This is a genomic window from Rhodococcus sp. AD45-ID (assembly GCF_003023755.1).
Lineage (GTDB): Bacteria > Actinomycetota > Actinomycetes > Mycobacteriales > Mycobacteriaceae > Rhodococcus_F > Rhodococcus_F globerula.
Window position 1 is genome coordinate 2,345,178 of the sequence record NZ_PYHL01000001.1, and the last position, 26,449, is coordinate 2,371,626.

Sequence of the window (26,449 nt, forward strand, 5' to 3'; positions counted from 1 at the left end):
TCGGGCGAAAACGTAAACACCCGAACGGGACTCGCAAGCTCACTCTGCCGCGTTTGCAGCCATCTCCTTGGCCCACAACCACTCGTGGCCCCAATAGCTGTCCGCAGTGATTTCTTCCGACGTGTAATAACTCTCGTCGACCAGGGCTCCCTCGGTTCCGAACTCGATGTCCCAGCCACCCGGAACCCGGACGTAGAACGAGATCATCTTGTCGTTTGTGTGTCGGCCCAGTGTCGACGAAACAGGGAAGTCCCGTTTCATCACCTGATCCAACGCACGTCCAACCGTGTCCAGATCCTCGACCTCGACCATCACATGCACCAAGCCTGGGTCTTTGCCTTCTGGAACAGGCATGAGAGCAAGACTGTGGTGACGCTGATTCACTCCGAGGAACCGGATGCGCATGGGCCCGTACTCCGGCGGAGCCGGCATTCGGAAAGCGCCTCGGGGCAGGAATTCCAGTGTCTCGGTGTAAAAGCGATACGTTTCGTCGAAATTCGGGCTCGGCACGACGACGTGACCCAAGCCCTGATCACCCGTAACGAACTTCTGACCGTAGCCGGTCAGTACAGGGCTGTGATCGAGCACCGGCCCGTGGAAGAACTCCAACGGTGTTCCGCCCGGATCGTCCATCGAGAATGCCTCCTCGACACCACGGGCATCGGCTTCTTCGAGGGACATCGGCTTGACTACGTGCCCCAAACCCTCGAGTCGCTCGCGAAGTCGCGCAAGGGCTGACTGATCACGAACCTCCCATCCGACGGCCGTCACCCGGTCGATCGCAGCCGGTGCGATCACCAGACGCGCACCACGCTCATCCATCCGTAGGTGTAGCGCTCCCTCTTCGGGGCCCGATCCTTCGGCGAATCCCAATACGTCGAAGGCCAACTCCCGCCATCTGTCGATGTCGGTTGCGTCCACCCTGACATACCCCAGGGCCTTGATCTCGCTCATATTTCCTCACTGACTGTGAATGATACTGCGCAGGAATAACATCGACGATCAGATCATGATGCGTAGTGTTCCCTGCGGCTCTGCCCCGAGTGAGCTGAGCGCCGACGAGTGGTACGGAATACTCGACACGTGAATAGCGTGGTGCAGGCCCGCATGCGCATCTCGCCAGAATCGTTGCAGCGGATTGTCGTTCCGAAGTGCATTGCCGCCTGATCGGTCGAAAATCTCGTCGGCAGCACGCACGGCACGCCAGGCCGCGCGAGTCTGGTTCCGCCGCACAAGTGCTCGTTCCTCGAATGAAATCGTTTGCCCTGCATCAACCTTGTCGAATATGCGGTCGACTTGACTCAACAACTGCTGCCGCGATGCGTCGATTTCCGATGCAGCCTCACCGAGGGCGTGCAAGGTGTATGGATCATCCTTGATCGCTGCGCCCGTTGCCCCGACCCGCTCACGCTGATAGGCGATCCCGGCTGCGAGAACACCTTCCGCGATCCCGATAGTGGCGGAGGTAATCCCAAGCGGGAACATCGTCGACCAGGGCATCTTGTACAGCGTCTCGGTAACGCCGTACTCCTGCGCAGCGGTACCGTCGATGACCTTACCCGCGTCCATTACTCGGTAGCTCGGAATAAATTGGTTTGTGACAATGATGTCCTTACTTCCGGTACCGCGCAGGCCAACGACATCCCAACTGTCCTCGACTATTTCGTAGTCGGATCGAGGCAGAATGACATGCAGCCCCTGCGGTGGCATGAGCGGCGCACCGTTCTTGTCGCCGATCATCGCTCCGAGGAAGATCCAGTCACAGTGGTCGGTACCGGAAGAAAACTGCCAGCGACCGGACACGATGTAACCGCCGTCAACCGGGGTCGCGACGCCACCCGGCATGTACGGCGATGCCTGCCACGTGTCACTGTCCGAACCCAGCACTTCCTGCTGAACCTTGGGATCCGCCATAGCCAACTGCCACGGATGCACGCCGACGATGCCGGCCACCCAGCCCGCCGAACCGTACACGCTGGCAGTCTTCATCACCGCTTCGGAAAAGTCTCGGGGATGTGCTTCGAACCCGTCGTACTCCTTGCGTGCGAGCATGCGGATGATCCCAGAGCTCTTGAGACCCTTCGCCATGTCGTCGGGCAGTCGACCTAGCGACTCTGCTTCTTCTGCGCGAGCACGCAGGTCGTCTGCGAGAGCGACGATGTTGTCAAGAACTTGATGGCTCACAGTGCTTCTCCTGAAGATTTTCGAAATGTGTCGGGATTCAGGACGCGGGCGCCGGAATCGCGCTACGTCCGGCAGCTAGGTTGGCATCGATCTCTTCCTGCCAACTCGTCAAAGCTCGTTCGGTATCGATCTCGTACTCGAAGCGATTGACCATTTCCGGTTCGATGTTTTCGACATCCACGTAGAATTGCTGGTACCAACGGCGCAATTGGTATACCGGCCCATCCTCTTCCGACAGAAGAGGATTATCGATGGGAGACTTGTTCTTCCAGATCTCGATGTCTTGCTCGAAACCTATTGCGACGCCGTCGGCAATCGTGTCCGCGATCTCTGCGGCCACCTCATCCGACACGCCCTCCGGCTTCTTGACGATGACGCCGTATTGCAGAACGAATGAAGTCGGAGAAATCGGGTAATGACAGTTGATCAGAATGATGTTCGGATCATCTTCGAGAGATTCGGTCCACAATTTGTCAATCATGTACGAAGGCCCGAAATATGATGCATCTGATGCACTTTCGCGGTCATAGTTGCTTCCGATGCTTGCGTCGACAGCGTCAGCTCGTGGCTTCGATCGCATAACTTGGGTTGCGACGTGACCTTCGAAGACATTCCGGAAGTACTGCGGCATCCCGTAGTGAACGTAGAAGAAGTGCGCCATGTCCACGACATTGTCGACGATCTCCCGACAGTTCGACCCTTCGACCTTCAGCGTTTTCCAAGTCCAGTCGGTCCATTCCGGATCTCCATAGACCGCAATTTCGGGAATGGTGACTTCTTCCGTCGGTTTACTACCCTGCGGGTCGTGCCAGACGTACAGCTGTCCGTTGCGCTCGAGAGTGGTCCACGACTTCGTTCGCGCAAGGGGAGGAACACGCCGCGCGTAAGGGATTTCGGCACACTTGCCATCACCCCTCCAACGCCAATCGTGGAATGGGCAGGCGATCGTGTCACCTTTCACGGCGCCGAGTGCCAGATTCCCTCCCATGTGTGGGCAGAAGGCATTGAGTACGTTGACTTTTCCGTTTTCTCCCGCGAAAACAACCAGTTCTGTTCCGAACGCGGAGATCTGGTGCGGCTTCCCGTCCGTGAAATCGCGTAGCAACCCTAGACAGTGCCAACCACGGGCAAACCGGACCGGCGGCGCACCTGCCTCGATCGTTCTTACCTCTTCGGAATTCGTTGCGGTAGAGCTCATGTGAAACCTCCTGCGTTTCGATCGTAAAGCGCCCCGAAGGTGAATGTGATCAGCCTCTCAACGAAAACCGGCCGACAGATGGCGCGTTCCCGAAGAACGGGAGAGTAATCGGGTGCTGCGACGGTCTCGATTGGACACGACACATCCGGATCTCACGAGGGGAACCAGAGATATCTCTACCTGGTCTGGGAGCCACCGTTGAAGTCGATGGTCTGCCCCGTCATGCCCCCGGATTCATCGGACGCCAGGTAAGCACATGCCGCGCCTACTTCGATGGCATCCCCTAAACGCCGGATCGGTATGGTTGCGATGATGTCGTTGATCGTCTCCTCGGACATCTTATCCTCGAGATTTTTCTGATGTCCCAACGCCAGAATGTTTGCAGTGACGCCGAATTGGCCAGTCTCGGCAGCAAGGTGACGAATAAAGCCCTCGACACCGCTCTTTCCCGTCGCGTACATCGAGACACCGATATTCTGGCCGGTACGAGCAGATCCGGACGAGATCTGGACGACACGACCCCAGCCGGCGTCACACATGCCTTCGAGAACCACCTGGACACAATTGAAAGCACCGAAGATATTGAGATCGATCGGCGCACGCCATTGCTCCGGTGTGAGCTGCCGGAACGGAAGGTTGAACCGCCCCTCGGCAATTCCGGCATTGTTCACGAGAATGTCCACGTGCCGCCCGAACAGCGTCTCCGCAGCGCGCACATGCTCGACAACCGCGTCGTAGTCGGTGACGTCAAAGGCGGAAGCGAGCGCTCGACCGCCCTCTTCCTCGATAGCTGCCGCCACTTTCTCTGCACGATCGGCAAACAGATCGTTCACGATTACAGCTGCGCCCTGGCGCGCAAGCACCGTGGCAATCCCTGCTCCGACACTCTGACCTGCGCCGGTCACAAGTGCGACCCGACCTTCCAAGCTGAACACGAAGGTTTCTCCTCTCGATAGACACGAACGCCACGTCGGCGACGTGTGATCCAGTCCACAACTTTATATGACAAAAGTCAACTGTCTGGACAAATTATTGGATCCAATAATGTGGGCAAGAAATCCTGCCTTGACATAGAGCTCACATCGTCAACGAATCGTGAACGCCGACAGATCAGGCTCGCGCAACATCGTCCAGAAGTCGACCATGCGCCAAGGGCTTGGGAGGATCACACGACCTGCCCGATTGCGGTAGTAGGTGTGCGCACCGGTCGCGATAGTCCACACTGTGTTCTCCAGTTGCGCTGCGACTCTGGCGTTGTACTCCACGGTTGCCTCGGCAGTCACTTCGATGGAATTGCCGCCGTTTTCCACGAGGATCTGCAGGCATTCGAAGATGTAGTGCAGGACGGATTCTGTAGGAAAATTGTGCCCACCACCGTGTCCGGGACTGGTATTCGGGGCCGACGTCACGAAAAGGTTCGGGAAGCCTGGGACTGTACCGCCAAGGTAAGCGAACGGATCATCGCCCCGCCACTCGTCATTCAGAACACGACCCTCACGCCCGACGATATCCATCGGAGACAGAAAATCGAGAGTGAAACCCGTGGCGTAAATGATGACATCCACTTCATGTGTCCGGCCGTCGGCAGTAACCACCCCACTCGGAACAATCTTCTCGATGCGCTCACTCGTCAGGCCAACGTGCGGAAGTTTGAGCGAGGCATAGAAATTGCCGGGATCCCGGATCAACCGCTTGCCGGCCGGCGCGTAATCGGGGGTGAGCTCGGCCAGAAGATCCGGCCGATCGGCAAACATACTGTGCAGGTAGGCAAGCCCTGTTTGCATCACTCGATCGTTCGCGGCCGAAATAGACACGTTGTTCTTCGCCCACTCCGGATCTGCACGAATGTTGTCGTACAGGTTGTCGCTCAGACCCCAATAGGTCTTGAGTCGAAACCACTGGTTGTAGAACGGCAACCGCGCGAGGAGCCAGCGCTCGGTGTCCGGCACGACGCCCGAACCCGGAGCACCCGGCATCACCCAATGTGGTTGCCTTTGAAAGAGAGTCAGATCGGAAACGGAGTCTGCGATCTCTCCTACCACCTGCACCGCGGTAGCTCCCGCACCGATTACTGCGACTCGCTTGCCTTGGAGATCTGCATCTTTCCACTGGGCAGTGTGCATGGAGATGCCCTCGAAGTCTTCGATTCCGGAGACCTCCGGAAACTTCGGGCGGTTCAAGAATCCGAAAGCAGTGATGACGATGGTCGCCCGCGAGGTTTGCATCGTGCCGTCGACGGCACGAATCGATAACTCCCACTCCGAATCTCGTTCGATCCATCGAAGTCCGGTGACGTCGGTGTCGAAACTGATGTGCTCCTTGATGCCGTGCGATTCCACGACCCGTCGCAGATACTGCTGGTACTCGTTGCCCACGGGGTAGTACCGAGTCCAGTCTGCATTCAGATCGAACGAATACGAGTAGTACAGACTGGGAGTATCCACAGCCACTCCGGGGTACGTGTTCATTCGCCACGTGCCCCCGATGTCGTTGCTCTGTTCGAAAATCTCGTATTCGTAGCCGAAGCGCTCCGCCATGATTCCCGCAGCGATACCGGCCATGCCCGCACCGAGGACAGCGATTCGCATGCCCGGCTTCGGAGACTTGGTTCGCGGTACAACCGATTGCGACGGAACAAAGCCGCTCTGTTCCAACAGCAGAGGCAGAAATTCGGGCGACACTTTCTCGCCCACTGCGATCTCGACCATGCGTGCGAACACGTCGAGGTCTCCGACAAGCAGTTCCGGGACGATCGGCGCAGCGCCAAGCGCTCCTAGTAGAAGATCCGTTACCGATGCACGAGCACCTGCTTCCATCGTGACCACAGGCAGCGCATTGCGCCCCTCTCCCGGCCGACGGCTGATCGACGACGCGTATCGATCGAGAAGTGTCAGATCACCGGTCGCGTGTGCGGCGCATAACAGCAGGATCGCCGGATCCGCATCCTGCAGGTTCCTGGCGAGAGTCTCACGGTCAAGCGCAACAGGTTCCTGGTCGAATGTTTCCACAGCAGCTTGGTCGGTCGATTCGTTCATATGCCTTCTCTATCGTTATTGGTATAGGAAATTGGATCCAGCAGAATGCAGATGGACCCGTTCTCTCCATTCCACCGAATGGGGCAGAACGGTAGGTCAGTGCGCCGGCCGCGTCGCTCCACCAGCGCGAAGCATCAGACTGGTACTTGCTTCGCCACCGTGTCGGTGCAAATTCATCAGATTCACAAGTTGCTCGTTGTCACCCACAGACAACGCTGCGATCATTTCGTCGTGCTCGCGCACCACTCGAGCGCGCCCTTCAGGGTCGTACAGGTACACGGCGTGATAGGGCATGGCCAGCGTCCACAATCGGCGCAATTCCGAAACGATCAATTGCAGCGGCGACCGATCGAACATCGCGAAATGAAACTCCCGATTTCGCATACGCATCAGTAGGTAATCCTCCGAATCGGCCGCTGCAGCCACTTCGACGGCCAAATCTTTGACTTCCGCCAGAGCCGCATCGTCGAAAACCGGTAGCGACAGAAGCACTTCCTTCTCGAGTGCAGCCCGCATGAGGTAGATCTGATCGAACTCCGACTTTTCCAGCCGCGCTACGGCGTACCCGACATTGTGTACGTGCCGGACAAGGCCCTCCGAGGTGAGTTGCCGCAGTCCTTCCCGGATAGGCAGTCGGCTGACGCCCAGGCGTTCTGCCATAGTTTCCTGCCGAATCTGTTGTCCCGGCAGCAGTTCCCCGGTGATGATCATTCGCTCGATCTCCGCAACGACCCGAGATGCTGCCTGCTCCGAGACCGATCGCCCCTGAGCTACTACTCCGCCGGTCGACGACGACTCGGTCTCGAGCTGGCGCGCTTTCGATCTGGGGGACACGAATTTCTCCTCTAGGACATTTTTCTCGACGGTTCCGATGCTCAGCGCGGCGATCGGCACCGATCTCGGATACACCATTGTTGCATCACCGCTGTCTGCTGCCCTTGCCTCTCGGTCGCGTCTCGCCGCTGCTAAGCGAGAGTGTCTATCGACTCCGCGTCGTATCCCATGGCCGCCAGAACCTCGACGGTGTGAGCGCCGCACTTCACCGCCGGAGTCTGAGCGGCCGTCTTCGCATTGCCCAGCGAGATAGGAACACCGATTCCCCGGTATCCGTCACGCTCGACAAATAGCTCACGATGGCGCACTTGAGGTGACTGCAGCGCCTGCGCCACTGTGTTTACCGGACTGCACGGAACACCAGCTTCGGTGAGCCGGGCACCCAACTCCTCGCGTCGCCAGGTCTCGATCAGAGGCGCGATCAGCGCAATTAACTCCTCGCGGTGTTTATGGCGGTCACGATTGGCAACGAAGCGAGGATCCGTAACGATCTCGGGAACACCGAGAACCGCTGCAAGCGAGGCGAACTGCCTGTCATTTGCTGCACTGATGAATAAATCACCGTCACCTGTAGCAAAGACCTGATAGGGCACGACGGTCGGATGGAGCTCGCCGGTCCGCTGGGGCACAACACCACTGACCGTCCAATTCGCGGCGTGGGGATGAAGAATCGAGATCACCGCGTCGAGAAGTGCAATGTCGACCAGTTGCCCGTTCCCGGTCCTCGTCCGATCGAGCACGGCTAGCAGAACTCCGCTGAACGCCAAGTTCGCTGCCACGATGTCGACGATCGGAACACCAACTCGAAGCGGATTGCCCTCTGGATACCCGTTAACGCTCATCAATCCGCCGAACGATTGCAGTACTGCGTCGTAACCGGGTAGGCCGCCCATCGGGCCATCGACACCGAATCCCGTTATCCTGCAATAGATCATGCCTGGATTCGCCGGAGCGAGAACGGACTCGTAGTCGAATCCCCATGCAGCGAGCGTCCCGGCCTTGAAGTTCTCGACCACTACGTCGGCCGCGTTCAGGAGATGACCGAGTACCTCACGCCCCTGTTCGGTTCGCAGGTCGAGGCAGATGTTGTCCTTACTGTGGTTCATGCCGCCGTAGTAAGCACTGATTCCGTCCTCGTCGAACGGTGGCCCCCACCCACGGGTTTCGTCTCCGCTGGGAGCCTCTACCTTGAGTACGTCTGCGCCGTGATCCGCAAGCATCTGAGCTGCGTACGGCCCCGCCAGAACCCGGCTCAGATCCAGAACACGCAACCCGGAGAGAACCCCGTCGCGATGTGCCGACCGCCACGCCGCTCGGCCGTCGATCACAACGGGTGGTGTGACGGCATTGGCTTCGCTCGACGACGTGAACACACTCATGCGCTGATCTCTCCCTTCACGATGTCCCTACCCGGTTCGAAACCGGTAACTACGTCCCACAGATCAACTCCGTGATCGAGCACCCGAGAGGCCACCTGATCGGCCCAGTACTCCTCTGATTCCCATCTCTCACGCCACGCCCAGAGCGACGTGGTCGAACGACCGAGCGCATGTTCGGAGGTAAATCCAATGGCACCGTGGATTTGGTGTCCGGCAGCCCCGATCTCACGCGCCGATGCAAACACGAAAGTGGCTGCGGCAGCTACGTCCACTGCCGACGACGGCGCGTCGGCGTCAACTGATGCGCGCGCCGTCGCTGCTGCGGTCTCGACAGCCTTCGTAACGCTTGCCAACTGGGCCAGGCGCTGTTGCACAGCCTGAAACTTCGCCAGTGGCCGGCCGAACTGTGTTCGTTCGCCGGCGTATCGGACGGTCGCATCACAAACCGCGCGTGCGGCCGCCGCCGACGCGGTTGTGTACGCCAACGCACCTCGACGGATCACATCGTCTCGATCTACGTTCTCGGCGCAGCCGTGGCAGGTAACCGGCGTTCCGCTGAGCACTATGTCGTTCACCGGAATTCCGGTCGTATCCGTCCCGGGCAACACCGTGACCGATGCGTGGTCCGTGGATACCAGCGCAACATGGCAGGTCGGCTCGCGTGGGATCACGACAACAACAGTTCGCGCCAGTTCACCCCACACGACTGCCTCGAGTCGACCGTCGAGAATCAGGCCGCCGGCGCCATCGTCACGCACAGCGATTTCGCCCTTCGTCGATACCGTTGCAATGTCGTCGCCGAGACTCAAACCGGCTTCGGCAGCAATCCAGGCGGCCAACACACCGTGCTCCACGATCGGTGTTGCGGCACCGCGACGAGAGAGGACACTCACGATTTCGAGCGCGTCGAAAAGGCTTCCACCGCTTCCACCCGATTCTTCCGGCACTCCCAGCGTGGTGAAACCGGCGTCATGCAACGCACGCCATACTGCGTCGTCCGCATGCTGGAGGGGCACCTCGTGGCTTGGGCCGGCGCGGTCGATCATCGCGTTCGCGGCATCGATGAGATCCGCTCGATATTCACTCATCTGAGCCCCATTCCGCGTCCGATGATGGAGCGCAGGATTTCGTTGGTTCCGCCACGAAGGGTGAACGCTGGTGTGTGCAACAGGCTCTGCGCAAGCAATTCCGCAAACGGATCCTCGGTGTGCAGACGCGCGGCCACGGCACTCGATCGCCGGACAACGTCGACGAGATCTCCCTCGAACGTCGAACCCAGATCCTTGACCATCGCAGCCATGACGTCGGGTGACCGTCCTGCCGCCAGTTCCGTGGCGACGATCAACGACATCCTGCGCAATGTCCATGCTCGGGACGTGAGCATGCCCAAAGCCACGCGTTGTTCTGGCGTAGCTCCCTGTGCTCGTAGCCTTTCCGCCCACGCCCGCAGCAACGGCATCGTGCTCAGATACCGCTCAGGCCCCGAACGTTCGAAGGCGAGTTCACTCATCACCTGCACCCAGCCGTCGGCCCGTGTCCCGAGTAGCGCCGAGCCGGGAATCTTCGCATCGTGGAAGATGACTTCGTTGAAATGCGCCGCTCCGTCGATGCTCCGGATCGGGCGAATCTCGATGTTCGGGTTCGGTAGGTCTACCACGAACTGAGACAGTCCCCCGTGGCGGCCCGACTCGTCAGTGTCTGTACGGGCGAGAACGATCATGGCGTGCGCGAGATGCGCTCCGGTGGTCCATACCTTCGTTCCGGTCAGACGCCAGCTGTCGCCGTCCTCGACGGCCTTGGTTCGAACGGATGCCAAGTCGGACCCGGCATCCGGTTCGCTCATTCCGATGGCAAAAAAGGTTGTACCGGAGGCAATTCCGGGAAGATAGCGTTCCTTCTGCTCCTCGGTGCCGAACTTCAGCAGGTTTGGTGCCGTTTGCCGGTCCGCGATCCAATGGGCGGCAACGGGCGCTCCGTGCGCAAGCATCTCCTCGGCGACGACCAGTCGCTCGAGGGGGCTGCGGCCATGCCCTCCATAGGCAGTAGGCACGACCATGCCGAGCCAACCTCGCTCTCCGACTCGCGCACTGAAAGCAGGGTCGAAGCCAGCCATCCAACTATCGCATTGTGGGATGAAAGTCCCGGTGCTGATCTCGGCCGCGAGAAATTTGCGAACTTCGTTTCGCAATTCTCGATGCGTCGAATCAGCACTTCCAGTAGTTGGCGCCATCTCGGTGGCGGTCACAGCACCCTCCTCGTCCGGTCTGTCGAAGACCCGTCGAACTCACCATACGTTATTGGATCCAATTTATGATTCTTTTTAGATGATCCGTGTACCGTGGGTGACACTTCACCCCCGATGCTCGGTAGATATTTCCTCGACGGAGGCTCACAGAAATCATGACCATGTCCGCCACACCACACTCGAAATCGAGCCGGACGAATCATCAACTGGACCCCGAGGTCGCGGCGATGGCCGAGACCATGAAGCGGAACAACGTTCCTCGATCCCACGAAAGAGGGGTCGAGGAATCCCGGCGCGCACTCGAGTCGATTGTGCGCGGCCCCGGACCCGACATGCGCACCGTCGAGACGACGTCGTTCACTGGAATACACGGCGAAGTACCTGTGCGCGTATACATTCCATTCACGGCACCTGAGACGGGAGCGCCCGCACTCGTTTGGTTCCACGGCGGCGGCATGATCATGGGTTCGCTCGATTCCTTCGATCTGCTCGCGCGTGAGATCGCCGCCGCGACCTCTGCGGTGATCCTGAACGTCGACTATCGGCTCGCACCGGAACATCGGTACCCCGTCGCGAATGACGAAGCCTACGAAGCACTTGCATGGGCCCACAGCGAAGCCGATCGTTTCGGCATCGATCCACTCCGTATCGGCGTAGGCGGAGACAGCGCCGGCGGGAGCCTGGCTGCCGCGACAGCGCTTCGGTCAAGGAACGAGCACGGTCCTCACATCGCACAACAAGTCCTGATCTACCCAGGCCTCGAGCGTCGGCAGGACCGGCCCTCGATGCGCGAGTTCGGCGACAGCCCGTTCCTGTGCACGGCCGACATCGACTGGATGAAGTCGTTGTACCTCGGCGAGGATTCCAGCCGCGACGACGAGTACGGTGTCCCAGCACTGGCATCCGACCTCACGGACCTGCCGCCCGCGGTCGTCGTATCGGGATACGCCGATCCGCTGCGTGACGCGGTGGAAGATTACGGCCATCGACTCCAAGACGCAGGGGTGCCCACGGCAATCATTCGCTACCCCGGCGTAGCGCACGGATTCTTCATGCAGACGCAGTCGGTAAAACGCGCTCGAATCGCCATGTCGGAGGTTGGCGGACTCGTCGCAGCACGGTTCGCCGGCACTCGGTGACTCCCCCGGAGCGGGAAGCGGACTACGATTCCTTCGGTGTCACGTACTCCATCCCTTCCTGTCGCACTGCTTCGATACATCGACCTTCTTGCCTTCTCCTCACACAGCAGTGCAAGCCGGCGACGTTTCGAGTCGGCTACCGGTGTGGCCGTTCCTCGTTCAGGCATCGAGACGCTGGAGATTCTCGCGAACAGCCCGCTCACAGGGAGTGAGCTCGCCGCAACTCTCCGGGTCGACATCACACAATCGAGTCGTCAGGTGACACGCCTGGTGCGAGCAGGACTAGTGATCAAAGAGCGTGCACCGGACGACGGCCGGCGCATCGTGCACTTCCTGTCCGACTACGGATTGCAAGTTGTGCTCAGATGGCAGAGATCGTGGTTGACGGAAATGCGACGCCCCCTGGACACGTGGGCGGACGACGACGTCAATGGGTTTGCCGACTGGATCGAGTGCGCAGTCGACCGAGTTCGGAGAACGCTTCCCGTTCCCGCTGGAACGGAACCGGATGTCGCCGAGCAGAGCGGAACCCGGATTGCGATATCGGAGATCGCCGGAAACCCCGTAGAAGCAAGGTGTTTGAGCGCGATCGCAGATTTTGTCTATCTGATCGGTCGAGCCGATTTCGATGCTGCCCTCGCCAAAGCGCGCGTATCACTCAGTCCCTCCCAGTACTTCGTTCTTCAAGACATCGGGTGGTTCGGGCCGACGAGCGTATCGGACGTTGTTTCGCGACTCGCGCTCGATCAAGCCGCCGCGTCCCGGACTATTTCGTTTCTGGAATCGGAAAACCTGGTCCTCCGAACCGACGGAGGAAGCGATCGACGCAGTCGTCCTGTCGAAACGACGGCAAGTGGCGCGTCCATACTGGCCCGGATACGAACCTCTCGACTCGACAGCCTGCGGAACCTATTCGCCGATATCGACCAGGACCTGGCGCAGCACTACGCAGTGCTTAACGATCACTACCTCGACGACGTTCTGAGTACTGCCGACATGACGGCGGTCCGATACGGCTGAGTACCGGGGGTCGACAGCGGGTCAGGGAACTCGTGCGGCCGTCACTCGGTTACGCACGAACAACACCGACCCGAGTACCGTTGCCGCAAAGCAGGTAAAGGCACCGAGCAGTAGTCCCGCTCTGCCTCCCCACTCCTGACACACCCAACCCGCAATTGGCGCGCCGACCGCCGAGGACCCAATGAACGCGGCCGACCATAAAGACATGACCCGCCCTCGCATCGCCGGATCCGCTTCGAGCTGCAGAGAGCTACTCACTGTCACCGCAAACGAAACACTGCACATCCCGACGGCCACCAACACCGCCAGCAAAATCCATTGCGCCGGCGAAACAGCGGCCACTACAAGAGCCAACCCGAATACCGCGCAGCTGGTAAGCAACGGCATGACCCCCGTCCTGCCCCACGCAGCCATCAGCAAACCGCCGATCACAGCACCGATCGCCATAGCCGTCGTCATGAACCCGTACATCTGCGCGTCGGCTCCGAACGTCTGCGTGGCGACAATCGGGAAAACCACGTGAAATTCGTACGTCAAACATCCAACCAAAGCCATCATCAGAAGTGGCGTCAGAAGTTTCGTCTCGGACCGCACATAGGCCAGACCATCTCTCATCTGACGCTTGACCCGGCCGATACCCGGCGCAGCGACCAGTGCCGAGACATCCAATCGGGCAAGCGATACGACCACGGCGCCGTACCCCACGGCATTGACCAGAAAACAGATCCCCAATCCGCCCGCAGCAATCGTCACGCCGGCGAGCGCCGGTCCCACGGCCCTGGCCACGCTGCCCACAGTCGAGTTCAGGCTGACCGCGTTACGAAGATCTCCGTGACCGACCAACTCCGCGACAAATGCCTGCCTGGCCGGATTCTCGAAGCACTGCACCAAACCGAACAGACCGGCAATCACGTACACGTGCCACAAAGCGACGACGTCGAGGACAACCAGAACTCCGAGGACGAGGGCGAGCAATCCCAACGTCGTCTGCAATCCGATCATCAAAGTGCGCCTGTCGAATCGATCGGCGATCACTCCCCCGTACGGTCCGAGCAGCAACATCGGAATCGTTTGCAACGCCAACACGATGCCGATTGCCGTCGCAGAACCGGTTAACTCGAGAACCAACCAGGACTGAGCAATCGTCTGCATCCAATTGCCCGTCAACGAGACCGACTGCCCCGACATGAACAATCGAAAATTAGGATTCGACAGCGAAGCAAACGTCCTCGCTTGCAGACCCCGAATCCCGTCGACGACAGCCGTCATCGCACTGTCTCAGAACTGTTCGGTGCCGAACGCTCATCCGAGTGCATAATCAGAACAGGATCATTCCGCGAATAATCGACGCCGCCCGCATGTCCTCGAACGCCTCGTTGATCTCATCCAACACGTACGTCTTGGTGACCATTTCGTCGAGAAGGATCTTTCCCTCCATGTACATCCGTAGCAGTAGCGGAATATCCGAACGCGGATTGGCATTGCCGTACCACGATCCCGAAATCGACTTCCGCATCGACGTCAGACCGATCAAACTCAGATCAACTGTCATCTCGAGCGGATCGCCGATCGAAACCTGGACACACACACCACCTTTGCCCAACATATTCACCGCAGGAGCCAACAGATCCCGCGACATCTTGCCTACCGTGATCACCACGACGTCCGCCATCGCGCCCCACGTCAGGTCAACGAGAAGTGACTGCGCCTCTTCGATATCGGCCGCCGTATGAGTTGCACCGAAGCGCTTCGCCTCCGATCGCTTGAACTCGGACGGGTCGACGACAACAACATGACGCGCACCAGCCTGAGCCGCGCCCTGCACGGCACCACATCCCACACCACCCATGCCCAGAACCACGACGGTATCGCCGGCTGTCACCTTGCCCACGTACACCGACGAACCCCACCCTGTGGTGACACCGCACCCGACCAAAGCCGCCTTGTCCAATGGCACGTCATTGGTGATCTTCACGCATGAGGCCTGATTGACCACCGTGTACTCGGAAAACGTCCCGACGATGCACATCAGGCGAGCATCCTTGCCCCGCACGTGATGTCGCGAGGTATCGTCACTGATCTGCGTGCCGACACCGATATGCGCGCCCATGTCGCACACGCTCGACATCCCCCTCGCGCACGCGCGACAACGCCCACACGCCGGAATGAAACTGAACACCACATGGTCACCTGGGGCCAGGTCCGTGACGCCGGAACCGATACGCTCCACCACACCTGAACCTTCGTGGCCGCCGATGAACGGGTACTGCATAACGTTCGTGCCGTCACGCATATGCTCGTCGGAATGACATAGCCCCGTGGCCGTCATCTTAACCAGCACCTCACCGTTTTTGGGCTCGTCGAGCTCGATCTCCTCCACCGACCACGGCTCTCCCGGAGCCCACAACACCGCCGCACGAGTCTTCACTATTCGACCTCTCCCTCTTCTCGCGCCGACCCCGCCAACTGATCGGCACTGACGTAAATCGACTGATACTCCACAAACGACGCCAAACCCTCAGGACCGAACTCGCGGCCGATGCCACTGGACTTGAAACCACCGAACGGCGAACCCAGATCCATCTGGTAGTAATTCACCCCGAACGTGCCGGTACGGACGCCACGCGCAATATCGATCCCGCGCTGTTCGTCGCGAGTCCACACCGAGCCCGCCAATCCGAATTCACTGGCATTCGCCAACGCAACAGCCTGCTCCACCCCGTCGTACGGGATCACCGCCACAACAGGGCCGAATACCTCTTCCTGCGCTAATTCACTCGAATTGTCCACGTCCGCTACAACTGTCGGTTCTACGAACCATCCGTCCGGAAGCGACTTCGGGCGTCCACCGCCGGTTACCACGCGGGCACCCGAAGCCTTGGCCGCGTCGACATAGCCGAGCACCCGATCTCGATGAGCACTCGACACCATCGGTCCACAGGTCACCTCCGGATTCAACGGATCGCCGAGAACCAACGAACGAGCGGCCTGTTCCACCACCTCCACCACCTCGTCGTAGCGCGATCGAGGTGCCAGAACACGCGAATGCAGAACACATGCCTGCCCATTGTTGATGAACGACGTCGAGTTCAGGTTTGCCGCAAAGACATCCAGATCGGCATCCTCACACACGATCGAGGCCGACTTACCACCCAGCTCGAGCGTCACCCGCCGCACCAGCCGGCCACACGACTCCCCGATCCGACGCCCCGCAGCGGTACTACCGGTGAACGACACCTTGTCGACACCGGGATGTGCCACCAAGGCTGCACTGACTGCCCGATCTGCGGGTACAACATTGAGCACACCCGGCGGCAACCCCGCTGCCTCCGCAGCATCCGCCAGCACAAACGCATCCAGCGCCGTCTCCGGCGACGGCTTCACCACCACCGAACACCCGGCGGCAAGCGCCGGGGCAATCTTTGCCACGGCAATCAGCAGCGGAAAATTCCACGGAACAATAGCTGCCACCACACCGACCGGTGCCTTCCGAACAATTGTCGCCCCACGGCCACTGGGTCTGATCTCCTCCAACCATCCGGATTCGATCAGATCGGCGTACTGGTGCAAAAGCCTCACCGGCACAGCAATATTAGCCCCGCGCGACACTGCTATCGGCGACCCGTTCTCACGACTGATCAGCTCCGCCGTGGCATCACCGCGCACCGACAACTCCTCCGCGAAGCGCCGCAGAACCTGTGCACGCTCTACGGGGGTCAAACGCGGCCACGGTCCCGAATCGAAAGCCGCTCGCGCTGCCTGCACCGCCGAATCGACATCCGCCAAGCCTCCCAAAGGCGCTGCCCCCAAAGGCTTTCCGGTTGCCGCCTCGAGCAGCATCAGTGAATCACCAGACGCCGGGGGAAGCCAACGACCGCCGATAAACAAATCATCCCGTGAATAATCAGACATCATCACTACTTCGCCTCCACAACAACTCATCCAAAAGAACAGCTTCCCAACGCATCTATCCGCCTTCCCCACATACGGGAGGCGGATAGATGTTCAAACAAATCAGAGTTGAAGCTTGGGAATCGTGCAATGCAGATCAACACCGTCCTGCAGCGTCAATTGACAGGACAGCCGCGAGGTCTCCTCACGGTCCGTAGCCGCGCAGTCGAGCATGTCGTCCTCGTCTTCACTTGGCCCGGAAAACTTGTCCATGTCCGACTCGGCAAGGAAAACGTGGCACGTCGCGCACGAGAGCACCCCACCGCACTGTCCGACAATCCCACTAACTCCGTTTCTTACAGCGGTCTGCATCACGGAGTCGCCGGCAACACCGTCGATCACCTTCTCCGACCCGTCCGCCTGCGTGTAGAAAACCTTTGGCATGTGTGCCCCCCTACCAGGCGACCGGGAGAGACGTGATCGGCTGCACAAGATTGTCGAAATCGACAACGACGTCGCCCGCGAGTCGAATATCAGGCAAGCGCCGGAACAACTCGGCGATGCCGACCTGCATCTCCATTCGCGCAAGTGGCGCACCAAGGCAATGATGCAGGCCGTAGCTCAAAGTCAAATGCGGATTGTCTGCGCGGGTGACATCGAAACGCTCGCCATCCTCGACCGCGATCCCGTCATGGGCTGTCGCTGCAGGATCAACGAGAATCGCCTCGCCCTCAGCCACGAGCTGACCGTCGAGTTCGATGTCCTCGGTGGCAACAAACGGAACCAAACCGCCACTGCCGGCGATATCTTGACCGAGTTCGAATCGTCCGTGCCGCAGAATCTCCTCCACCGCTGTCGGCGCAACGCCGTCGACGTCCTCGAGTAGGACGGCGAGCTGGTCGGGATTATTCAGAAGCGAGTACACACCCGAGCAAATGAAGTTGGCGGTATTGTCGAAGCCGGCGACAATGAGAATCAATGCGATCGGCATAATTTCAGCGTCGGTAAGGCTGTCGTCTTTGTCTCGCGCGTTGGCCAAATCGCTGAGCAGATCCTCGCGCGGCTCACGACGACGCTCGTCGATCAAGGCCATCATGTACTGGATTAGCTCACCCATGTTGGTCATGACCTCTTCCTCGGGCATATTCGCCACCGCAAGAGTCGCGGAACTCCACTTTTGGAATTTCGACCGATCCTCCGGAGGGACTCCGAGAAGATTGCAAATCATCTGAATGGGCAACGCAACGGCGTAGTCGTCGACGAGGTTGGACGGTGAGCCCTTTGCTACCATCTCGCCGATAAGGGTGTTCGCGAATTCGACTGCCGAATCACGCATACCGCGAACACGTTTCGGCGAGATGGACTTCTGAACCAACCGACGGAGCTTACTGTGCTGGGGCGGATCCTCGAACTGAATGGTCGTCTTGAGGAAGTCCGGGAACTCCACGAAGTAGGGGACCTTACGTTCACCTGTGCGGAAAGGCTCACGCACGAACCGAGGATCGCTGAGCATGGCGCGGGCAGTGCTGTTGCGGTGGATGATCCAGACGTCACCGCCGATCGGCATCGTCACCTTGGTCATCGGTCGATCGGCTGCGATTGCCTTGTACCGGGCGGCAGCTTCGGTGGGCGGGACCGCGGCAAACGGATACGTAGTGTCCGCTACGGGTTCTTCAACGGTAGTCATGTCATCTCCAAAGAGGATGTGAGGCAGAGAGAGTCAAGAAGCCGGTACATGCGGCGGGGTGACGACCTGGGGTACGGCATCGGTGGTAACTGCCATGATCTCGTCGAACCGGTTTGCAACCGTTTCGATCGACAACTCGGGATCGGCAATACCAACCGTGTTGACAATTGCCATGCGATTCACTGCGCCGCCTGCCACGTTGAACACCTCACCGGTCACTGCAGTATCAGCGTGGACCAGATATGCACCGACAGGTGCCACCTGCTCAGCTCGAAGCGAAGTACGCATGTATTCAAGGACTTCGGGCGGCAGACCACCCGCTGCGGCCTCCGCCATTCGCGTACTCGCGCCGGGCGCAATAGCGTTGACCTTGATTCCGTGTTCAGCGCCTTCAAGTGCAAGATTTCGGGTCAGTCCGAACACAGCGCCCTTGGAGCTCCCGTAATGGGTCATCATCGAGTTACCCAACATCGCCGCCGAGACAGTGTTGACGATTCTGCCGGAACCGGATTCGACGAGGTGCGGCCAGGCAGCACGCGCGAGCATGAGCGAGCCGAAGTAGTGAACGTCCAAGTGGCGCTGGTATTCTTCGTCCGCAACTTCGGTCCAGGAAGCGGTGCGCACTATTCCGGCATTGTTAATGACGGCGTCGAGTCGTCCAAAGTTGGAGACTGCCGCCGCGACCAACGCGCGTGCTCCTTCATCGGTGGATACGTCGGCAGTGCAGGCTACGGCGCGTCCCCCGGTAGCAGCGATTTCAGCAGCCACATCAGCAGCGGGGTTGTCGCCGTCAACTCCCGACCCGTCGGTTCGGGCACCAAGATCACCGACCACCACGCTTGCACCCCGTGCTCCGAGCAGCAATGCATACTCTCGCCCGATTCCGCGCCCGGCTCCGGTGATGACAACAACACGATCGTCGAAACGTAACTCGCTCATACTCTTTCCTCTTCCAGGGCTATGCGGTGCAGGATCAATCGTGTCTGGCAGATCAGGGACGGGTGCCGCCGCCACCGTGATGGACTTCGGCCGACCAGATCGACGCGAGTGCTTCGCGCGCAGACTTCTCGAAATCGAACACCTCGACACCTACCGTGACAAAGAGAGTTGAGCGATCCGAACCGCCCAGCATGCAGGCAGACCCGACACCCCGCTCGAGAGGAATCGCGATCGCATCGGTGATCTCGCCGCCCTCCACGAAACGGCCGACGTATCCACTTCCCGGCATAGCCGCCCAGACGCCACCGTCGGAGTCCAGGCAAATACCGTCCGGAAGGAACGGGGCCGGTGCAAATTCGCGGGGGTTCGACAGCGTGCCGTCAGCCGCACGATCGATGACGAGAAGCCGGTTGGCAAATGCCTCTGCCGTGTACAGGCGAGTTCCATCCTCGGAGAGGGCAATTCCGTTGGCTCCCATGAGCGGACCGATCGAGTCGATTGCAGCGGCGGAGCCATCCATCTCGACCGAGATCAGCGGTGCCGCTACCGGCTCCGCACCGTTGAAGAGATCGAACCCGAGCTGCGTGACGTAGGCACGACCGTCTGCGTCGACCACCATGTCGTTGACAGGCCCCGGCGCGTGCGCGGACAGATCCGAGTACTCCTCCAAGGATTCGCCGTCGACCACCAGCACCAGCTTTTCATGCATGGACGTGACGATCATGCGTCCGTCGGGCAGCCAACCGAATCCTCCCAGCACGATAGGAACTGTGGTGTCAGCCGCCCGCGAGGTCGCGTCGACTACCGTGCGGACCTCACCGGTCGCGTCAACAGTCTTGATCGTCGACGTGTACATGTCCGAGAACCACAGGGCGCCGTCGTGCCAGCGGGGGCACTCCGGCCACGAGAATCCCTTGGCAATCTCGTTCGCTTCGAGGATGCGTGCGCCTGCAACTGCGTCAGCAACGGCATTGGTCATGACTTTTCCTTCCGTGGCGGCGTCCATGCGCTCGCCATAAACAACGAAACATGCTGCTATGCAAGGGATCCAAAGGCGAACCTTGGGCATGTGATGCCGTTCACACTACTTGGTATATGCGGATTGTCAACTAATTTCTTTGACGCCCGGTAACTTGGGACTCAAAATTGGATCCAGATTTGACCTGACGATACCCATTCGAGCACTACGCCGAAGCAATTCACAAGAACTATTCGGGGACGGCACACCCGACGCACAAGAAGAGCGTCGGCCCAACGGGATTACCCGTACTAATTTCCGGCGAACTGAGCGAGCCTTGGATAGCCGCCCGCCGAACCAACAGGAGGATCTACGATGACGCTGCAGAAATTGACGTGTGAAGTGTGTGACCGTTGCGTACTCGTCGAAAAGTTCAGCACTGCCCACACCACCATCCAGTGGGTCGACGACGCGAACGACTGCACGTTCATCGCGGAAGCGCACCGCCCCCTGGGAGACAACGACCGGGCCTGCCCGGCGTTGCGACGCAGCATCGACAACGCGGTGCGCTCACAGGAACTTACCGAGAGCCGGATCGAACTACCAAGTGTCAGTTAAGGTTCAGTCCAGTAGGAACTCACATCAGGGCGTGGCCTACGGGCCTGAACCGAGGAACGAGTTCGGGTTGACCGCGGGCGCCCTCGTCCACCGCCACGGCCAACCCGAACTCGATTGTCATTCAAGCTTCACAGGTCCCCAATCGCTCCTAACTCTCGTCGAGCACTCCGCGAAGCATCGTCCAGATATCACGACGAGCGGGTTCCGTGAACGAGAGCGACGTGAACGTCAGAAATCCGTGAAACAGTCCGTCGAAACGGTGATGCCGGACGGGCACACCGGCCATCTCCAGCATCTGCGCGTACGTGTCCCCCGATGTGCAGGGCGGATCCAGCTCGGCGGTGACGATTACCGCCGGCGGTAGGCCGGCAAGAGTCTCTGCCCGCGTCGGAACCACACGCGGATCGTCGGTCCCGTGGGGAGCATACTGCTGCCAGTACCACTTCATCGCCGAGGTGGTGTTGTAGTGACCAGTGCCGTACAGCCGATACGATTCCGTCTCGAAATCATCATCTATCACCGGGTACATGAGAACCTGTGCCGCAATTGCCGGGCCACCTCGATCTCTCGCGGCAATAGATACCGTGGCTGCTAGATTTCCACCGGCGCTGTCGCCGGCGAGGACGATCTTGGACGGATCTGCGCCATAGTCGCCCGCGTTCTTCGCCACCCACTCCAAGGCTGCGTACACATCATCGTGCGCAGCCGGAGCCTGATGTTCGGGAGCAAGCCTGTAGTCGACCGCAACCACAACAGCGCCAACGCCTTCCGCCATCGAGCGACAGAATTCGTCATGACTATCCAGGTCGCAGAATACAAAACCACCGCCGTGAGCGAACACTACAACCGGCAGATCTTGGCGATCTTCGTGCGGCCGGAACACCCTCAACGGCAAGTCTCCCCCGGGACCGTCGATGGTGAGATCGTCAACCGCAAGCATGTCGGGTAGAGCCTGCAGTGGAGCACGTCGACTACGGATCAGCTCACGCAATTCGACTGGTGGAAATTTTGTGACGTCCGGGAATCCGGATTCCAGCGCGGAAAGCATTGCCGCAACTTCGGGATGCACTGCCATGAATGATCTCCTGATCGTCTACGAATTCTGTTATCTGGGTGTGGAAATCGTCTGTTACGGGGCCACCGCACCATCCAGTTCAAATCCTTTGTATCCGGCCTCCGCAACCTCGCGCAAGATTTGCCCATAGACGCCGAAGCCGCCGATGTAGGGCATGAACACTCGGGGCTTGCCGGGAATATTGGCTCCCATGTACCACGAATTCGCTATGGGAAAGAGAGTTGCCGACGCTCGGTCGTTGCATTCCTCGACCCACGTCTCCACCGCCTCGGCGCTCGCTTCGATTGTTTCGGCACCGTGCTCGGCCATGTAATCCAGGCAGTTTGCAATCCAATTGACGTGTTGTTCAGCGGCGAGGACCATATTCGACAGCACACTCGGACTGCCAGGCCCGGTCACGATGAACATGTTCGGAAAGCCGTGCACACCCAGTCCGAGATATGTACGCGGTCCGGCGGACCATTCGCTGCCGAGCTGACGGCCCCCGCGCCCGCGAATGTCGATGCGATTCAACGATCCGGTCATCGCATCGAAACCGGTTGCGTAAACGATCATATCGAGTTCGAAGTCCTCGGCGCTCGTCTTGATACCGTCGGCGGTAATGCGATCGATCGGTGCCTTGCGCAAGTCCACGAGCGAGACGTTGTCGCGATTGAACGTCTCGTAATACCCGTCATCGGTCACAATGCGCTTGGTACCGATCGGATGATCCTTCGGTGTCAGCGCCTCGGCAATCTCCGGATCGTGCACCAGTTCGCGTATCTTCGCCTCCGCGAACCTACGCGCCGTGTCGTTGGCTTCGATGCTCGCGGTCTGATCAGGAAAGGCTTTACCGAAAAGGACTCCCCCACGCTTCCACCATTCCTCGTACACGCGGGTTCGCTCGGCGTCGTCGACCTCCATCGCGCGCTTGGGATACGGAGTGAATGGCGACCCACCACCGCTCATCCATGAAAGCCTTCGCCGCTCTGCGTAATTCGCCTTGCTTTCGTGCCTTGCCTCCGGAGCCAACGGATGGTTACCGGCTGGGATCGAGTAGTTGGCGCTACGCTGGAAGACGTACACATGTTCCGCAGACTCCGCGATCAGCGGTATCGATTGAATACCCGACGAGCCGGTTCCGATGACGCCAACGCGTTTGCCTCCGAAGTCAACTCCGTCGTGCGGCCACTGCCCGGTGTGGTACGACTCGCCTGTGTAATCGTCTCGCCCGGCTATATCAGGCAGATTCGCGGCCGACAGGCATCCCGTCGCGAAAATGCAAAATTTCGCTGACGCTTGATCGTTCCCTTCGGTGACGACATGCCATCTCGACGTGGATTCGTCGAACGTAGCCGAGGCGATTCGGGTATCGAACTGGAAGCTCCGATTCAGGTCGAACCGTTCCGCCACGTGTTCGAGATAGCTCAATATCTCCGGCTGGGTGGCGTAACGCTCACTCCACTCCCAATCCTGCTGAAGCTCTTCGGAGAACGAGTAGGAGTAGTCCAAGCTTTCGATGTCGCATCGCGCGCCAGGATAGCGGTTGTGATACCAGGTTCCACCAACGCCCGAAGCCGATTCGTATCCCTGAACCCTCAATCCCCGTTGCCGCAGGGTATGCACTGCGTACATCCCCGCTATACCCGCTCCGACAACTATTACGTCGACGTCGGCACTACTCTTGCCCACACTTTTACTGGTACTCACGATGCGACATCCCTCTCGAAATCCGTCGCCGATGTCCGACAACCGGAACACTTGCTTGCCGCCACGATAAGTTGCCCAACAGGCGATGAGAACCAGATCTCCCGTCCAGCGGTCGCCCCACAACAATGACCCTCGACCGGTGAGCTGCTTCACAAATCCACCACGCCGTGTCATGATTCCTAATAGGAATACCGAAGTACAAGGCTTTTGGTGGAGAAACAGCGGAACAGGAGCTAGCCCAATGACGATCCAGTCGACGATCGACCGCTCAACCCCGAGCGCCTTTCTCGATCGCATTTCTCTTCTGCTCGACACCTTCGACGGGAGCGCAAACCTGACGCTGGCTCAGATTGTTCGCCGCACAGGATTGCCGCGTTCATCGGCACATCGCATGCTCGAGCATCTCGTCCAACTGCGATGGCTACAGCGTGACGGTCACGACTACACGCTGGGCTTGCGTCTGATGGAACTCGGATCATTGGCGGTGCGACAGGACCGACTGCACTCGGCCATCATTCCGCACCTACACGAACTGCATCGTGCCACCGGACTCGCGGTTCAACTTGCAGCCCTCGACGGCGACGAACTCGTATTTCACGAGTACGTCGGCGGCCGACTTGCCGGCGCTGTCCCGAATCGCGTCGGCTCACGCGACAAAGCAGACCGGGTTGCACTCGGCAGGATCTTGCTGGCGTACAACGGAGCATCAGGAGCGTCGTACGACCGACTTCGTGAAACCGGTATCGCATGTGAGCGGCATACACCGATCGAAGGATTCGGCTCGATCGCCGCCCCAATCGGGCCAATTGGGTCGGCATCAACGGCACTATCGCTCTCCGGACCGAGTCACCAACTCCCCTTGAATCCACCAGATCCACGACTGACGGAAATCCTGGTCAGTACCGCTACCGCAGTCTGGCGTCGCGTCAACAACCATGTTGTTCCAACAATGCAGCGCAGCAAGACCTTACGGTCAACTCCGCACGGATCAACGGCTCGCTGATCCCATCTGCATCGCAACTGTTCAGGGAAGTTCAGTCAGACTGGGGCTTCCGGACTTCATCGTCAACAGACTTCCATATTCCCGGATCGACCGGAGTCGGTAGGCCGAGTTCGTCGACACGACTCTGCGCGAACAGTTCGGCAGCTTCGTCAATTTCTTCGAGTAAATCATAAGCCAAGTCGATCTCGGCTTGGAAGTGGCGTGCCGCCCAGCGGAGACTCATCTTCGAAAACGCCCATCCCGGTTCACCTTCCGAGTGATCGGCATGCTGGGTTGCTTTAGCCATCTTTTCTTCGACGTTCGCGATGTGATTGCAGACGATCGCCTTCAAGTGATCCGGATCGTTCAGATGCCCCATCCACAAACGCAACATGACACCGTGCTTCAGTACCGGAAACTCAACGGGCGACTCCCGCGACCATATCCGGACGGCGTCGACTCCGGACTGCGTTATTCCATAGACGCGGCGGGTGCGTTCGCCCCATTCGGAGATCTCTCGCGATTGAACGAAGCCAACTGTCTCGAGTTTCTTCAACTCTGTGTAGACCTGACTGAGCGACGGACTCCAGTAATAAAACCCCACGCTCCAATCTGCCCACTTCTTCAGATCGGTGCCGCTCAATTCTTCACCGAACGTGAGCATTCCCAGCACTGCCCAACTCGTCGCGGGCAAAGCCGGTAAGGATGCGTCATTGAGATCGGGCACGGACCAAGACTAACAACGACATGCATTCACAGCCTAAGGCTGTCCCCGCTGAATGGAACACCCACTTTTCCTCCCGACTGACGGGAATGCCAGCTCCGGTGACATCCGTGAAACCCCAGAATTGCTTCTGCACATCACGTGCCGACAGTCACCGAGGGAGACGAATGTCCCTACCACACATACCTACTGACGATGCTCTACACATGATTCAAAGCGATCGTCGCGAACCCGGCAACGAAGCGCGACCGGATGCCGCGCAGTTCAGATATACACTCGGAAACTTCTGCAGCGGAGTCACCGTGATCACCGGCCTGTCCTCGGACGGGCACCCGATCGGCTTCGCCTGCCAATCATTCACTTCGTTGTCGATCGACCCGCCGCAGATACTCGTGTGCCCCGGCAAGACCTCGACGAGTTGGCCACGCATCGCCGCCACCGGCCGCTTCACAGCAAACGTCCTCGCACACGACCAACAAGCTGTGTGCGTTGCGTTCGGGTCATCCACCGGCACCAAATTCGAATCTGCACCGTGGACGACCCGACACGGGGCCGTTCTGATAGCGAACGCACTTGCTTGGATCGACTGCGACATCGAGACGGTCCACGACGGCGGCGACCACCACATCGTTGTCGGTGCAGTTCGTGAGCTCCGCGTCGAGCGAGAGAACGAGTCGCCCCTGGTTTTCTTCCGAGGCAGCTACGGCCTCTGAAGCACTCCCGAACAGAGCATTTCGACAAAAGTAGCCGTAACTCCGATCAGACCTCCGCCGACTACCCGGACAGCAAATATGCAGCCACGCATCGATGCACCGGATTTTCCCGCGAGGTGGGTCAGTCGTTTGCGAAGAC

24 protein-coding genes are annotated in these 26,449 nt (G+C 59.5%); 5 read left to right on the top strand and 19 right to left on the bottom strand.

The features are described 5' to 3' along the window. Positions 1 to 39: 39 nt before the first annotated feature. The 9 genes from C7T36_RS10660 to C7T36_RS10700 all read right to left on the bottom strand — a co-directional run bounded on the left by C7T36_RS10660 (position 40) and on the right by C7T36_RS10700 (position 10,860). A complete protein-coding gene (locus C7T36_RS10660; RefSeq protein ID WP_045065228.1) occupies positions 40 to 954 on the bottom strand; it encodes a VOC family protein in 915 nt (304 codons plus the stop codon). Positions 955 to 1,002: 48 nt separating this feature from the next. Further along, on the bottom strand, positions 1,003 to 2,184 hold the full coding sequence (locus C7T36_RS10665; protein ID WP_045065230.1) for an acyl-CoA dehydrogenase family protein: 1,182 nt from the start codon (positions 2,182 to 2,184) through the stop codon (positions 1,003 to 1,005). Positions 2,185 to 2,221: 37 nt separating this feature from the next. Further along, positions 2,222 to 3,382, bottom strand: coding sequence for a Rieske 2Fe-2S domain-containing protein (locus tag C7T36_RS10670; RefSeq protein ID WP_045065232.1), 1,161 nt, complete (start codon positions 3,380 to 3,382; stop codon positions 2,222 to 2,224). A gap of 176 nt (positions 3,383 to 3,558) precedes the next feature. Continuing rightward, positions 3,559 to 4,317 (bottom strand): SDR family NAD(P)-dependent oxidoreductase, encoded by a 759-nt coding sequence (locus tag C7T36_RS10675; RefSeq protein ID WP_045065234.1) that lies wholly within the window; start codon positions 4,315 to 4,317, stop codon positions 3,559 to 3,561. Between the two features lie 150 nt (positions 4,318 to 4,467). After that, a complete protein-coding gene (locus C7T36_RS10680; RefSeq protein WP_052683385.1) occupies positions 4,468 to 6,417 on the bottom strand; it encodes an NAD(P)/FAD-dependent oxidoreductase in 1,950 nt (649 codons plus the stop codon). A 96-nt stretch (positions 6,418 to 6,513) separates the two neighbouring features. Beyond that, positions 6,514 to 7,251, bottom strand: a complete 738-nt coding sequence (locus C7T36_RS10685; RefSeq protein WP_045066737.1) for a GntR family transcriptional regulator — start codon at positions 7,249 to 7,251, stop codon at positions 6,514 to 6,516. Between the two features lie 131 nt (positions 7,252 to 7,382). Further along, on the bottom strand, positions 7,383 to 8,630 hold the full coding sequence (locus C7T36_RS10690) for a CaiB/BaiF CoA-transferase family protein (protein WP_084702488.1): 1,248 nt from the start codon (positions 8,628 to 8,630) through the stop codon (positions 7,383 to 7,385). Next, complete coding sequence (locus tag C7T36_RS10695; RefSeq protein WP_045065236.1) at positions 8,627 to 9,718, bottom strand: acyl-CoA dehydrogenase family protein; 1,092 nt, start codon at positions 9,716 to 9,718, stop codon at positions 8,627 to 8,629. Before C7T36_RS10695 ends, C7T36_RS10690 begins: the two co-directional genes overlap by 4 nt. Continuing rightward, positions 9,715 to 10,860 carry an acyl-CoA dehydrogenase family protein gene (locus tag C7T36_RS10700; protein WP_045066739.1) on the bottom strand — a complete coding sequence of 382 codons (1,146 nt, stop codon included), beginning with the start codon at positions 10,858 to 10,860 and terminating at the stop codon, positions 9,715 to 9,717. The genes C7T36_RS10695 and C7T36_RS10700 overlap by 4 nt, the downstream gene beginning before the upstream one ends. A gap of 242 nt (positions 10,861 to 11,102) precedes the next feature. Here C7T36_RS10700 and C7T36_RS10705 point away from each other — a divergent pair, with 242 nt between their 5' ends. After that, positions 11,103 to 12,014, top strand: coding sequence for an alpha/beta hydrolase (locus C7T36_RS10705; RefSeq protein ID WP_239654637.1), 912 nt, complete (start codon positions 11,103 to 11,105; stop codon positions 12,012 to 12,014). A gap of 36 nt (positions 12,015 to 12,050) precedes the next feature. Further along, the gene (locus C7T36_RS10710) at positions 12,051 to 13,034 is read left to right on the top strand and encodes a MarR family transcriptional regulator (RefSeq protein ID WP_045065238.1); all 984 of its coding nucleotides are present in this window, start codon (positions 12,051 to 12,053) and stop codon (positions 13,032 to 13,034) included. 21 nt (positions 13,035 to 13,055) lie between these two features. On the opposite strand, the gene C7T36_RS10715 is transcribed toward C7T36_RS10710, so the two are convergent. The 7 genes from C7T36_RS10715 to C7T36_RS10745 form a co-directional block, all read right to left on the bottom strand. Further along, positions 13,056 to 14,303, bottom strand: a complete 1,248-nt coding sequence (locus tag C7T36_RS10715; protein ID WP_045065239.1) for an MFS transporter — start codon at positions 14,301 to 14,303, stop codon at positions 13,056 to 13,058. A gap of 49 nt (positions 14,304 to 14,352) precedes the next feature. Beyond that, positions 14,353 to 15,462, bottom strand: a complete 1,110-nt coding sequence (locus C7T36_RS10720) for an NDMA-dependent alcohol dehydrogenase (protein ID WP_045065241.1) — start codon at positions 15,460 to 15,462, stop codon at positions 14,353 to 14,355. Then, entirely contained in the window at positions 15,462 to 16,946 is a 1,485-nt protein-coding gene (locus tag C7T36_RS10725; RefSeq protein ID WP_106939752.1) for an aldehyde dehydrogenase, read from the bottom strand. The genes C7T36_RS10720 and C7T36_RS10725 overlap by 1 nt, the downstream gene beginning before the upstream one ends. Before the next feature lie 102 nt (positions 16,947 to 17,048). Then, positions 17,049 to 17,369, bottom strand: a complete 321-nt coding sequence (locus C7T36_RS10730) for a 2Fe-2S iron-sulfur cluster-binding protein (RefSeq protein ID WP_045065245.1) — start codon at positions 17,367 to 17,369, stop codon at positions 17,049 to 17,051. A 10-nt stretch (positions 17,370 to 17,379) separates the two neighbouring features. Continuing rightward, positions 17,380 to 18,612, bottom strand: a complete 1,233-nt coding sequence (locus C7T36_RS10735; RefSeq protein ID WP_045065247.1) for a cytochrome P450 — start codon at positions 18,610 to 18,612, stop codon at positions 17,380 to 17,382. 33 nt (positions 18,613 to 18,645) lie between these two features. After that, complete coding sequence (locus C7T36_RS10740) at positions 18,646 to 19,551, bottom strand: SDR family NAD(P)-dependent oxidoreductase (RefSeq protein ID WP_045065249.1); 906 nt, start codon at positions 19,549 to 19,551, stop codon at positions 18,646 to 18,648. 52 nt (positions 19,552 to 19,603) lie between these two features. Continuing rightward, positions 19,604 to 20,530 carry an SMP-30/gluconolactonase/LRE family protein gene (locus tag C7T36_RS10745; protein ID WP_045066741.1) on the bottom strand — a complete coding sequence of 309 codons (927 nt, stop codon included), beginning with the start codon at positions 20,528 to 20,530 and terminating at the stop codon, positions 19,604 to 19,606. Positions 20,531 to 20,884: 354 nt separating this feature from the next. Here C7T36_RS10745 and C7T36_RS10750 point away from each other — a divergent pair, with 354 nt between their 5' ends. Further along, positions 20,885 to 21,127 (top strand): hypothetical protein, encoded by a 243-nt coding sequence (locus C7T36_RS10750; protein ID WP_045065251.1) that lies wholly within the window; start codon positions 20,885 to 20,887, stop codon positions 21,125 to 21,127. Between the two features lie 148 nt (positions 21,128 to 21,275). On the opposite strand, the gene C7T36_RS10755 is transcribed toward C7T36_RS10750, so the two are convergent. Beyond that, complete coding sequence (locus C7T36_RS10755; RefSeq protein ID WP_045065252.1) at positions 21,276 to 22,202, bottom strand: alpha/beta hydrolase; 927 nt, start codon at positions 22,200 to 22,202, stop codon at positions 21,276 to 21,278. 54 nt (positions 22,203 to 22,256) lie between these two features. Continuing rightward, on the bottom strand, positions 22,257 to 23,816 hold the full coding sequence (locus C7T36_RS10760; protein WP_239654686.1) for an NAD(P)/FAD-dependent oxidoreductase: 1,560 nt from the start codon (positions 23,814 to 23,816) through the stop codon (positions 22,257 to 22,259). A gap of 316 nt (positions 23,817 to 24,132) precedes the next feature. On the opposite strand from C7T36_RS10760, the gene C7T36_RS10765 reads away from it, so the two are divergent. After that, entirely contained in the window at positions 24,133 to 24,894 is a 762-nt protein-coding gene (locus tag C7T36_RS10765) for an IclR family transcriptional regulator (protein WP_045065253.1), read from the top strand. Positions 24,895 to 24,925: 31 nt separating this feature from the next. Here the strand turns inward: C7T36_RS10765 and C7T36_RS10770 are convergent, their stop codons facing one another. Continuing rightward, on the bottom strand, positions 24,926 to 25,537 hold the full coding sequence (locus tag C7T36_RS10770; RefSeq protein ID WP_084702663.1) for a PadR family transcriptional regulator: 612 nt from the start codon (positions 25,535 to 25,537) through the stop codon (positions 24,926 to 24,928). Positions 25,538 to 25,803: 266 nt separating this feature from the next. On the opposite strand from C7T36_RS10770, the gene C7T36_RS10775 reads away from it, so the two are divergent. Then, positions 25,804 to 26,310, top strand: coding sequence for a flavin reductase family protein (locus C7T36_RS10775; protein ID WP_045065257.1), 507 nt, complete (start codon positions 25,804 to 25,806; stop codon positions 26,308 to 26,310). Positions 26,311 to 26,449: the final 139 nt, after the last annotated feature.